General features: G+C 53.5%; 10 protein-coding genes and 1 pseudogene. 8 read left to right on the plus strand and 3 right to left on the minus strand.

The window, feature by feature from the left end:
• Nucleotides 1-92: 92 nt before the first annotated feature.
• The 7 genes from GURA_RS06190 to GURA_RS06215 all read left to right on the plus strand — a co-directional run bounded on the left by GURA_RS06190 (nucleotide 93) and on the right by GURA_RS06215 (nucleotide 7745).
• On the plus strand, nucleotides 93-1418 hold the full coding sequence (locus tag GURA_RS06190; protein ID WP_011938138.1) for an electron transfer flavoprotein subunit alpha: 1326 nt from the start codon (nucleotides 93-95) through the stop codon (nucleotides 1416-1418).
• Between the two features lie 228 nt (nucleotides 1419-1646).
• Nucleotides 1647-3632, plus strand: a complete 1986-nt coding sequence (locus tag GURA_RS06195; protein ID WP_011938139.1) for a (Fe-S)-binding protein — start codon at nucleotides 1647-1649, stop codon at nucleotides 3630-3632.
• A 90-nt stretch (nucleotides 3633-3722) separates the two neighbouring features.
• A complete protein-coding gene (locus GURA_RS06200) occupies nucleotides 3723-4412 on the plus strand; it encodes a type 1 glutamine amidotransferase (protein ID WP_011938140.1) in 690 nt (229 codons plus the stop codon).
• 137 nt (nucleotides 4413-4549) lie between these two features.
• The gene (locus tag GURA_RS06205; RefSeq protein ID WP_011938141.1) at nucleotides 4550-4831 is read left to right on the plus strand and encodes a type II toxin-antitoxin system RelE/ParE family toxin; all 282 of its coding nucleotides are present in this window, start codon (nucleotides 4550-4552) and stop codon (nucleotides 4829-4831) included.
• A 10-nt stretch (nucleotides 4832-4841) separates the two neighbouring features.
• Nucleotides 4842-5147, plus strand: coding sequence for a HigA family addiction module antitoxin (locus tag GURA_RS06210; protein WP_011938142.1), 306 nt, complete (start codon nucleotides 4842-4844; stop codon nucleotides 5145-5147).
• A gap of 812 nt (nucleotides 5148-5959) precedes the next feature.
• Nucleotides 5960-6646: a DUF3108 domain-containing protein gene (locus GURA_RS24140; protein WP_157046138.1), complete on the plus strand. Its 687-nt coding sequence runs from the start codon at nucleotides 5960-5962 to the stop codon at nucleotides 6644-6646.
• Between the two features lie 238 nt (nucleotides 6647-6884).
• The gene (locus GURA_RS06215; protein WP_041245790.1) at nucleotides 6885-7745 is read left to right on the plus strand and encodes an AraC family transcriptional regulator; all 861 of its coding nucleotides are present in this window, start codon (nucleotides 6885-6887) and stop codon (nucleotides 7743-7745) included.
• 315 nt (nucleotides 7746-8060) lie between these two features.
• Here GURA_RS06215 and GURA_RS06220 read toward each other — a convergent pair whose 3' ends face one another.
• The 3 genes from GURA_RS06220 to GURA_RS06225 form a co-directional block, all read right to left on the minus strand.
• Nucleotides 8061-8462, minus strand: coding sequence for a type II toxin-antitoxin system HicB family antitoxin (locus tag GURA_RS06220; protein ID WP_011938144.1), 402 nt, complete (start codon nucleotides 8460-8462; stop codon nucleotides 8061-8063).
• A 1-nt stretch (nucleotide 8463) separates the two neighbouring features.
• Entirely contained in the window at nucleotides 8464-8652 is a 189-nt protein-coding gene (locus GURA_RS25270) for a type II toxin-antitoxin system HicA family toxin (RefSeq protein WP_083764790.1), read from the minus strand.
• Between the two features lie 187 nt (nucleotides 8653-8839).
• Nucleotides 8840-11119, minus strand: a complete 2280-nt coding sequence (locus GURA_RS06225; protein WP_011938145.1) for a metallophosphoesterase — start codon at nucleotides 11117-11119, stop codon at nucleotides 8840-8842.
• Nucleotides 11120-11542: 423 nt separating this feature from the next.
• Here GURA_RS06225 and GURA_RS25490 point away from each other — a divergent pair.
• Nucleotides 11543-12250, plus strand: a pseudogene (locus tag GURA_RS25490) (5'-3' exonuclease); the annotation flags it as partial.
• Nucleotides 12251-12268 lie beyond the last annotated feature (18 nt).

The raw sequence follows: 12268 nt of genomic DNA on the forward strand, positions 1-12268 counted from the left end.
CAAATTTAGGGGTAAAACAATAAGAAGTTTTTGCTTTCCTTAGCGTTCTTTGCGTCTTTGCGGTAAAAAAAGATTTTTGAAGGGAACCGTCCATGACCGACGAAGCGAAAAAACCGCTGAAGAAACCCCGGGGCAAAGCCTGCCTCATCGCAGGCAAATGCATCGCCTGCGGCGCCCGCTGCCAGAGTGCCTGCCCCGTTGACGCCATCGAAATGAACGACGCCGGCGAGCCGATCATCAACGAGAGCAAATGCATCGGCTGTGTCAAATGCGTCAAAGTCTGCCCGGCCCAGGCCATCGAGATGTTCTTCACCCCCGAAGAACAGAAAATCCTCGACGAGATCATGAAACAGGGCGCCCCCGCCGTCGAAGAAGTGGACGCCGAAGCAGCAGCCCTCGCCAAAAAGCTCGCCGCCTACCGGGGCGTCTGGGTCTTTGTAGAGCAGACCGAAGGCGAAGCAGCCAAAGTCTCCTGGGAACTCCTGGGCGAAGGAGCCAAACTGGCCCGTGCCCTGGACGTCCCTCTCTCCGCCATCGTCATCGGCGAAAAGGTCGAACACCTCTGCAAGGAAGCCTTCGCCTACGGCGCCAGTAAAGCCTATCTCATCGACGCCCCCGTCTTCAAATACTACCGGACCGAAGCCTACTTAAGAGCAGTCAACAACCTCATCGAAAAATACAAGCCCGAGATCATCCTCATGGGCGCCACCGGCCTCGGCCGCGACCTGGCCGGCGCCGTCGCCACCGTCGTCGGCACCGGCCTCACCGCCGACTGCACCGGCCTCGCTATCGACGACAAACGGAACCTGATGCAGACCCGACCCGCCTTCGGCGGCAACATCATGGCCACCATCATGTGCGACAAGTTCCGGCCGCAGATGTCCACCGTCCGCCCCCACGTCATGGCCATGCCCGAACATGACCCGCAAGGCTCAGGCGAGATCATCCGCGAAAGCTGCCCGGTCAAAGAAGAAGAGATCCTCGTCAAAGTCCTCGATATCATCAGCGACAAGAAGACAGACCAGGTCGACGTAGCCGGCGCCGAATTCATCGTCTCCGGCGGCCGGGGCATGATGGGAAAAGAAAACTTCGCCATGCTCCAGGAACTGGCCAACGAACTCGGCGGCGTGGTGGGCGCTTCGCGCTCTGCCGTAGACGCAGGCTGGATGCCCCAGGAAAGACAGGTAGGGCAGACCGGCAAGACCGTTCGCCCCAAGATCTACATAGCCTGCGGAATCTCCGGCGCCATCCAGCACCTGGTCGGCATGCAGGACTCCGACGTCATCATCGCCATCAACCGGGACAAGGAAGCACCCATCTTCGAAGTCGCCACCTACGGCATCGTCGGCGACCTGTTCCAGATTATACCGGCCATCACCCGGAAACTCAGGGAACTGAAACAAGCAAAAAGCAGATAACACAATCCACCACAAAGACACGGAGATTCGGAGAAAGCCTTGAAAAATAAAACCATGTAACCGCAAAGGCGCAAAGGGCGCTAAGAAAGAAGTAAAACCGAAAACTTTATTGGTTATAAAAACATTTAAAGCGGATAAGCCTTTCGATTTTACCTTTGCGTTCTTTGCGCCTTTGCGGTTCAAGGATTTGTCTTTCTCCGTGTCTCTGTGGAAATAGAGGTTTTAACAATGACCGACCAAGCCATCTTTACCCCGTTACTGATCGCCGCCCTGATCTTCTTTGCCTGGAGCTGCTACAAGCGCTTCAGCCTGCTGGGGCTCGGCCAGGCCGAAGACCGCTTCCAGCGCATCGACCTGCGCATCTGGGACATGCTCCTCTACGCCTTCGGCCAGAAGCGGGTCATGGCAAAACCATTCGGCATCAACCACTGCATCATCTTCTGGTCATTCCTGATCCTGCTCATCGCCAACGGCGAATTCATCCTCGCCGGCGTCCTTCCCGGAGTAAGCCTGCGGCTCCTTTCCGACGGCATCAGCGGCCCCCTCGTCCTCCTCTGCGACCTGGCCTCCCTGCTGGCCCTGATCGGAGTCATCATCGCCGTCAGCCGGCGGCTCCTTTTCAAACCCGACTACCTGGACACAGCCTACGTCAAAGGGAGAAGCTTCGAAGGCTTCCTCATCCTCGGCTTCATCGCCCTCCTCATGCTTGCCTACTTCGGCCTGCACGGAGCCGAAATAGCCATGGGAGAAGAACCGCTCGCCGGCTACATGCCGCTCTCCGCCTTCACCGCCAAATTGCTCCTCGCCTCACCTTTGGCCTCGAGCCTCGCACCTTTCGCCTCGTTTGCCTGGTGGCTCCATGCGCTGGTGCTCCTGGCCTTCATCTGCTTCCTCCCCTTGAGCAAACACATGCATATCCTCACCGCCATCCCCAACTGCTTCCTCCAGAGCCTGGACAAGCCCAACACCCAGCCCCGGGAAGAATTCAAAAAAGGAGAACAGTTCGGCGTCGCAGAAGTAAGCCAGTTCACCTGGAAAGACCTGTTCGACGGCTTCTCCTGCACCGAATGCGGTCGCTGCCAGAACGCCTGTCCCGCAACAGCCACCGGCAAACCCCTCAACCCGCGCCAGGTGATCCACGCCATCAAGACCAACCTCCTCGCCAACGGCCCGTACCTGCAAAGGGGAGAAAAACCGGTCATACCGCTCATCGGCGAAGAATCGGAAGGAAGCAACACGGAAGACACCATCTGGTCCTGCACCACCTGCGGCGCCTGCATTGCCGCCTGCCCGGTCATGATCGAGCAGATGCCGAAGATCATCAAGATGCGCCGGCACCTGGTAGAAATGGAGAGCAAATTCCCCGAAGAACTCCTGAACCTCTTCGAAAACATGGAACAAAGAAGCAACCCCTGGGGGATCGCACCAAGCGAGCGGACCAAGTGGAGCTCCACCATGGAAGTCAAACCCTTCGAGCAAGGCAAAACCGAATACCTCTTCTACATCGGCTGCGCCGGCGCCTTCGACTCCCGGGCCAAGCACGTAACAGTAGCACTCGCCACCATCCTCAACGCCGCAAACATCTCCTGGGGAATCCTCGGCAAAGAAGAGAAATGCTGCGGCGACAGCCTGAGAAGGCTCGGCAACGAATATGTCTTCGACAAGATGGCAAAAGAAAACGTCCAGCTCTTCAAGGAAAAGGGGATCACCAAGGTCATCACCCAGTGCCCCCACTGTTTCACCACCCTGAAAAACGACTACAAACAGTACGGCATCGAGCTCCAGGTCATCCACCACGCCGAACTGATCGACCAGCTCCTCAAAGAAGGCAAGCTGAAGCTGAACAAACAGGTAAAAGAACTCGGCAACATCGTCTTCCACGACTCCTGCTACCTGGGGAGACACAACGACATCTACGAAGCCCCGCGAAGCGTCATCGAAACTGCAACCGGGAACGCCCCGACAGAACTGGAGCGAAAGAAAGACAACTCCTTCTGCTGCGGCGCAGGTGGCGGGCGGATGTGGATGGAAGAATTCATCGGTGAGCGGATCAACCTGAACCGGGTTACGGAAGCGCTCACAAAAAATCCAGACACCATCTGCGTTACCTGCCCCTACTGCATGACCATGTTCGAGGACGGCCTCAAGGACAAGCAGGCAGGACAGACGAAGGTAAGGGACATCGCGGAGCTGGTGGCGGAAGGGCTGAGGTGAGTTCTACGTTCTAAGTTCTAGGTTCTATGTTGAAAAACACCAACGTAGAACATAGAACGTAGAACTTAGAACCTGAAAAAAGGTTATACCATGCTGATCGTTATCCAGAATGATCCTGAAGTACCGCTTGGGGCCTATGCCGATTATCTGGCGGAGCTTGACGTGCCGTACCGGCTGTTTCATCCGTACGAGGAGGAGATGCTGCCGGAGGCCGGGGAGGTAAGCGCCGCTATCGTCCTCGGCGGAGCCATGGGTGTGCACGATACGGACAGGCACCCCTTTCTCCGCGAGGTGAACTGTTTCATCGGCGGTGCGATAGCCCAGGATCTGCCGTTCCTCGGCATCTGTCTCGGCGGGCAGCTCCTGGCTAGTCTTTTGGGGGCGCCGGTCACCACTAATTCCCCTTTCGGCGAGAAGGGGACCCTGCCGGTCACCCTGACCGACGACGGGGAGGCCGATCCCCTCTTTGCCGGGATCGACCGGGAGTTCGTCACCTTCCAGTGGCACAACGACAGTTTCGTCGTCCCCGAAGGCGGGGTGCTGCTCGCCTCCTCCACCGCCTGCCCGGACCAGGCGTTTCGCTACGGCTCCAACGCATACGGAATCCAGTTCCATCCCGAGGTAAACCGGGAGATAGTTGCCAACTGGAGCAGCTGGACCGAGGAGACCGCCGCCCGTACCGGCCAGTTCCTGGCTGAATTTGACCACCGTGCAGAAGATTACAACGCCGCGTCCCGCCAATTGCTTGTCAATTTCCTCCGCATTGCCCGCCTCGACTAAGTTTCGCCCAACTACGGGGATGCTGCGGAGAAACCCGCAGACCTTTTGAGCAGTTCAACAGAAATCTTCCCACCAAACTTCGTATTTCCAGATGGTAACGCTTGACGTTAATAATGGCTTGCGTTAATATTTCAATAATGATCAATTCCTTTAGGTGCAAAGAAACTGAAAAGTTATTCAACGGCAAATTTTCCTCCAAGTTGCCACAGGCAATACAGCGCCTTGCCGCTCGAAAACTTGACTATCTGGATGGTGCCGGGGATCTTGATGACTTGCGTTCCCCTCCCGGAAACCGTCTGGAAACTTTAAAGGATGATCGCGCCGGACAACACAGCATTCGCATTAATGACCAGTGGCGCATCTGTTTTGTATGGCGTGACAATAACGCCTTCGATGTCGAAATCGTTGACTACCATTAAGGAGTATTTTATGAGCAAAAGAGATTTTCCTCCAATTCATCCTGGTGAAATCTTGCGCGAAGAATTTCTAATTCCGCTTGGTATCAGTCAGTACCGACTCGCAAAGGAAATACACGTTCCGGCTCGTCGCATAAACGAGATCGTACTTGAAAAGCGTGGGATTTCCGCGGATACCGCGCTTCGCCTGGGACGCTATTTCGGCACGACGGCGCAGCTTTGGATTAACCTGCAAGCACGGTATGATCTTGAGGTAGCGCGTGACGCGATTGAAGATAAGCTGGAAGCTGAAATTAAGCCATTGAAAAGGGCGGCATGAAGACCCTGGCCAAGGCGGCGGAGGAACATAGACCCCTCCGACTGCCTCTATGGCCAGAGATTTCAGGAAGACTCCCAAGTTTCAACCGATACCCAACTTCCCGCTTTGTGAGACCCCGCTGTAGCCGTCTCTATGGCCACAACGAGATAACCTGATACATGCCCTGATAGCTATCCCCTTTGAATCCTTACCTTTTTTTAGAAGTGTAAAATTTTTTACACTCATTTTTCACCTAACCCTGCGATATTTCAATTGATTTTGCAATATTTCTCGTGTAGAAACGACTAGCGTGCATTAATGATCCAGCACTGGGCGCGCGATGGCCTTCGATGGACAAAGTATCAGCGAAAAAAACCGGAATGGCCGGAGTTGCATGTGATTGGCGAAGCTTTCGAATAGTTGCAGTGATTGAGGAGGGAAGCACATATGCTTTATAAGCAAATAAGACATTGTATTTGGTTTATTACTCTTACTACGCTTACCGGGTGTTCTTGGCCTAATGTTAAACTCATGGGTGATGAATACTTGCTTTCGCCCCCCAAAACACATGAACAGCCTCAACAGAGTATAAATCAGGTGCCCCCACAGCCACTTGATTCCAACTAAAGCAAAAGGGTTAAAAAAATTCAGCATATCTCGCAACAATTGGGGCTGGACAAGTCGTTACAAGAGCGGATCAAAGGGTTGCAGATTAAAAATTCCCTTTTCAAGGCCTGACCCTTGTGCCCTTTGACCCTTGTGCCCTTCCACATCGGCAAGCCGTTGGCAAAACCCAGAAAAAGATGAACAATTAATGTTATCTGGAGGGTAACGTGAGAATTTTAAGATGCTTAGTTCGTTTACTGGCCCTTATTTCGATTCAAGCAATGCTATTCGGCTGCGGTAGTAGCAACGACACTGTTGCGCCTAATGTGGGCAAGACGCGCAAACTCCTGGTTGGGGATAGCTGGACTTATGATGTCAGCGGGCAGTCTCAATCGGGTAGTTTTTCCGGCACGTCAATATTGAACATTACTCAAGATACCTTAGCCGGAGTATCCGTACTTGCTGCGACATCAACAGTTAGCGGCGTTTTGAACGGATCAAATACTAGCAGTACATCAGTAACCTATATGCAGCAGGATGCAACCACCGGTGACCTTCTTCTATATGGACTCAAGGATACTAATACAAATAATGTGGCAGTCACCGTTACCGACCGGCCATTACCTATCATGTGGCCTGGAAATTGGGAAGCAGGTAAGACCATCAATGCAACTGCCCACTATAGTAATGGCACCACTGAATCAATCTCATATTCCATTATTGGGCAAGAATCTGTAGCTACTCCAACAGGGGCCGTAACAGCTTGGAAACTCATTATATCAGTTTCGTCAAATGCAATTATGTCAACTGGTACTTTTTGGTTTTCACCAGAGATCGGTAATTACATAAAAATGGATGTCACTAACAGTGCTGGCAGTTCTAGTACCATCTTGAGAAGCACAACAGTCAAATGAAAACAGTTAGGGGAGGCTAGAGGGACGTTGCTTGCTAGTTAGCTAAAAGAGTCTGCATGATTCAGTATAGCAAGATAGCAAGCAACGTCCCCCTTTTGGTCCTCAACGTCCCCCTTTTGGTCCCCTCTGCTATAATCTCCTCTCAACATAACTATGTGAACATTTAGCAATTTCGGTCAGGATTGACTCTCGGCAATGTGGTAGGATTACCCCTGAATTGAGGTGGACGCCGGTGAACATGGATAAGGCAAAAGCATACGCGCAGCGGTTCGACAGGGTGTTCGAGTATATCGAGCAGCATCTGGACGAACCATTGACCGTCGAGCAGCTGAGCCGGGTAGCGCATTTCTCGAAGTTCCATTTCCATCGGCAATTTTCCCAGTATGTCGGTATCGGTGTCTTCGCCTATGTCCGCCAGCTGCGGCTCAGGCAGGCATCCTACCGGCTTGTCTTTCGTCGGCACGAACGGATCATCGATATTGCTCTGGATGCCGGTTTCGAGAGTCCGGAAGCGTTTTCCCGCGCCTTCAGACAGGTCTTCGGACAATCCCCTTCTCAATTCAGAAAATCACCCCAATGGCAGCCGTGGAGCGAGAGCTTTCGGCTTCCGCACCGAGAAAGGAGAGAAAAGATGGATGTGAAGATTGTCGATTTTGCCGAGACACAAATTGCGGTCCTGGCACACCGAGGCGCGCCGGAACAACTCAACGATTCGGCTCTGAAATTTATCGAATGGCGCAAACAAAGCAGGCTGTCGCCGGTAAAAACGAGCAGGACCTTCGGCATCGCCTATGACGATCCCGAATCGACCGAACCGGAGCTGTTCCGCTTCGATATCTGTGGCGCAGTTTCAGAGAAGGTGCCGAATAACCCGCAGGGGGTGGGAAACGGAGTCATCCCTGGTGGTCGCTGCGCTGTGGTCCGGCATCTCGGTTCCCACGATCGCATTGGCGAGACCGTCTATCCACTCTATCGCGCGTGGTTGCCCGAGAGCGGCGAGAAGCTGCGCGATTTCCCACTCTATTTTCACTACTTGAATCTGATTCCGGACGTGGCCGAACATGAGCTGGTAACCGATATCTATCTACCGCTGAAGTAGTTGTCATACACATCGCCTGGGGCTCCGGCAACCTGGAGAAAATCAGGGGAGGCTAGAGTGAGGGCGAGTGGGCAAGTGAGGGCGAGGGGGCAGGCTTCCAGATGCCAAGATGAAGTGCAGAAGGCGGCCAAACGGCCGCCTTTGCTGTTTACGGTGTCCTGCGTAAAAGAATTTGCTTAATCTCCAGGATGTGCGATTCTAACCCCGGTTGGTTGAGAACGGAATTCGTCGGGGATTACCTGCTGAGGTGGCCGGGGATGAGGCAGCACTGAATAAACTTTGACCTCCAAATGGGCCAGAATAGGATAAATGTGATTACGCTGATTGTTTGCGGTGAATATATTGATCCGCAGCCTGGGCCAATAGACCGGAACGAGTCATGTGGTACTGCTCGGCATAACGGTCGATCTCATGCAGCAGATTTTCAGACATGGTTATATTAACCCGCTTTGCTTTAACTTTGAGCTTGGAAAGATCAATGTCTACCAAGAGCCATACCCCTCCTTGATATTCGGGGTTAGCAGCCAATTGTTCTAATGGTGTTGGTGCAGGCACAGGCATATCTTCGCCTTCAAAATAGACTTCTGCGGCCTCTTGGATCATGTGTGGTAAATCCTCCCACTCGTCGGCGGCAGAGAAACAGCCGGGAAAGTCGGGGATAGTTACTCCGTGGGCGTGTTGATCGTCTCCAATGTGAACATATGCGGGGTATAACATGTTATCTCCATTCCCAACCAGCTTGCCGGTAAATGTTCCGCAAGGTTCCGGTTGGCATGTCTTTACGTGGATGTGGCACTACCACATGACCAGCTTTTGACGGATGTTTGTGCTTCTGGTGGTCACCTTTGCCTCCGACACAACACCATCCCTCGTTTTCAAGTCGTTTGATGATCTCTTTGCTGGTCATAGGCTAACTATACACACCAATACACACCGTGTCAAAGGAGAAGTAGCGGGGCTAACTTTCCAATTCGAACTTTTTAAAAGAGGGCGCGGGGTCTTCCAGGATGCCAAGATGAAGTGTAGAAGGGGGCGGCCAAACGGCCGCCTTTGTTGTTTACGGTGTCCTGTGAACGTCTGAGAGTTACGCTAGTTCATCGACGCGCTCCCACGAAAGAGAGCTTCCAGATGTCTACATCATTCACTGGCAGTGTCTGGTAAACCCAGGTGTTACCGCCGTCGCTGGTATGCAGAATGGAGCCTCTAGGGAGTTCCGAAGGCGATGACATACCCCGGTACCCGCCTATCCATGCATGCTGCTTGTCGATGGCGGAGACTCCTTCGTAGACATAATTCGGGAAGGTCCAGTCACTTTTTATGACGTCATTGCCGACGATCTTGACCCGCATGACATACCCTGCTGCGCCGTTCTGTACGGCCCATGCTTCATCCGCACTGACTGCGCAGACATCGTCGATGTCGTTGGGGCCGGCAATACCCGGTGCATCTATTTTCCAGGTGAGGCCTCCATCCATGGTGCGGTAGAGTTCCCCCTGCAGGTTCACCGAGGTCCATGCGACCTTTTTGTTCACAATACTGGCTGTCATGGGGCCGTGGCCGCGGTCCACTCCCGGCAGATATTCCTGACGCCATGTCCGGCCACCATCCGGAGAATGGATCATCCCGTTTTCACCGTTGCCAAAATCGGCAATCCAAATATCTTTTCCCAGTACATCCATCCGGTTGACCTGTTTTATGGTTATCCCCGGCGTAGGAACAATCTCCCACCTTTTACCGCCGTTGTTCGTATGCATGACCGGCCCATGCAGACCAACGGCCCACGCCTCTTTCCGGCCGACGCCCTTGATCCCTTTCACTCCATCCTGAATTACCTGGGGCAGTGCCTGCACTTTCCATGTCTTTCCGCCATCTTTCGTGTGGAGAATCATCCCCTCCTCTCCAGTGTCATTACCACCCAGTGCCGCCCAGGCGGTTCTCTTATCCACAGCGCTGATATCATTGGCGTTGTGCCCTTTCCAGAGTGACCCGTCTCCCTGAACCTCCCAGGTTTTACCACCGTTGTCAGTATGCAGGATCACCGCGGTCTTGTCCGGGTCATTACCGATTGCCCAACCAGCATTGGACATATACACGGTCCTGAGGGGGAATGTGACGGTTTCGGCAATAACCGGAGGGTCATAGACGTGAGGCGTCTCGTCGGAATCGTCCTCTTTGACAGAGGCGACAAAAATCTGCTTTGCTGTGGCCACATTATTTGTCGGATCCACAGTGACCTTGAGATAGCCAAGCTTCCTTGTTTCTCCAAACTGGTACCAGACCGCATAGGGGTCTCCAGCGTTAATGTCTGCAAATCTGCCCCCGGCGGTACCGACGATGAAATAGGTGATACCCTCTACTGAATATCTCTGGTAGTTATGGGTATGGCCCGCGAAATTAGCGCTTATACCGTAGGTATGATACAGAGTTTCCCATGGCTGAAGGTCAGGGTTGAGCGTACTCCTCCCATAATCCCAGATCGGGTGGTGATGCATGGTAAATGTACCACGCATCTTATTGTCCAGAAGCGACTCGAGCCAGGATGCCTGACTCTCGGCAAGGGCCAGGGACGTTTGCGGATCATCACTGTCGGTGTTGTTCGGATCCGGACTGTCAAGAATGATAAACCGGATGCCGGCACAATCAAAAAAATGGTTCAGGGGCGCACCAGGGAGTATATCGTAGGACCAATGGTATTGGTCGGCTGCAGTAGGCGGGTAGCTCCCGCCTTCGTTATGGTATTCATGGTTTCCGATAGTGGTAAAGATGGGGAATTTCGCGAGCATCGGGTCGGCAACCTTGAAATATTTGGCCCATAACGACTCTGAATCATGACCTGCATAGTCTCCACCGTGAAGGATAAAAAGCACATCCTGCTCCTTTGCAATGGCATCTGCTACGTACTTGAACCGTTTTTCTTCCGTATAATTATGGCCCTCTTGTGAATCACTGATGACAATAAAGGTAAAGGGACCTTTGACCGGCATCGTCCGGAAGGTGCGGTTGCTGAAGACGTCCGCATTGTCTGAAGGTCTCACCCTATACACATACGAGGTATTCGGTTCAAGGCCGGTAAGCTGTACATGTTGATAGGGACCCGTTATCCGAGATGATTTCTTTTTTTGGAATTTTTGATGTTTCTCATAAAAACTCGACTTGGCGTACTCTACTGTGCCCGCCCCAAGGTTTTCTCCTCGCCAGTTGATGGTCGCAGAATTTATGGTGGTTTTCGTTACCCATGGAGCCCAGTAATTGTCCGATGTTACGGCCACTTCGCCTGGTGTGAGGCTGTCACTGCTGTAGGCAGGGGCAATGAATACACCAGTTGCCACCAGAGCAAATATCGCTACGACAAGCCACCCTCGATAGACTCGCATAAAGCCCTCCTCCGTGCTGCTGTTAGCCACATGACGTAGTTCGGTTCGCCGTAAGGGAGAAGAAATAGGCAAACATTGTGTAGTGGCGTTCAACGGCTGATAAAGTAGCTTCGGGAAACTAAGGGTTTGAATATTGGTTGTAAAATTAAACATCTTTAACAAGATTTTATATATTTCCATTGGGTTGTCAATGCGCCGAAAGTGACACCTCTCCAGAAGAAATCTATGGGGTCTACCAAGATGACAAGATGAAGAGTAGAAGGCGACCGATGGGCCGCCTTCGCTGTTTCCGGCGTCCCGTCGTGCAAAAAGATTTTGCTTTATATCCAGGATGTGCGATTCTAACGCCGTCCGGCAGAAAGTAGAATTCGCCGGGGATTACCCGCGTCGGGAGGGAATGTGAACGCAGCGCCGCAGCTCTATGTGCTGGACGGGTCCAGTTACATCTACCGCGCCTATTATGGCGTCCGGGATCTTGCCACCTCTGGCGGAATGCCGACCAATGCCGTATTCGGGTTTACCCGGATGCTCCTCGGCCTCCTGCAGGAGAACCGCCCCGATTACCTCGCCGTCGTACTCGATCCCCCCCGGGAAGAGACCTTTCGCCGGGAGCTCTATCCCGCATACAAGGCCCATCGGGACGCCATGCCCGCGGATCTTGTGCCCCAGCTGCCGTACATAAGGCAAATCCTGCAGGCCCTCAATATCCCGGCCCTGGAAGCTCCCGGTTTTGAGGCCGACGATGTCATTGCCACCCTGGCCCGCCGCTATGCCGCAGAAGGAATAGAGGTCACGGTCGTCACCGGCGACAAGGATCTGCTGCAGATTGTCGGCGACGGGATCAATCTCTTGGATACCATGAAGGATCTGCGTTCCGGGCCGCAAGAGGTCCTCGACCGCTTCGGTGTCCCGCCGGAGCTGGTGCCCGATGTTCTGGGGCTGGCCGGTGATACCTCGGACAATATCCCGGGAGTTCCCGGGATCGGCGAGAAGACCGCTGCCGAGCTGGTCCGGCGGTTCGGTTCCCTGGAAGGGGTTCTCCAGTGGAAAAGTCTGGTGAATGGCAAGCAGCGCCGGGAAAATCTGCACGCCCATGCCGACCAGGCCCGGCTCTCGAAAACCCTGGCCACCGTCCGCTATGACGTTCCG

The sequence above is a fragment of the Geotalea uraniireducens Rf4 genome (assembly GCF_000016745.1).
GTDB classification, from domain to species: domain Bacteria; phylum Desulfobacterota; class Desulfuromonadia; order Geobacterales; family Geobacteraceae; genus Geotalea; species Geotalea uraniireducens.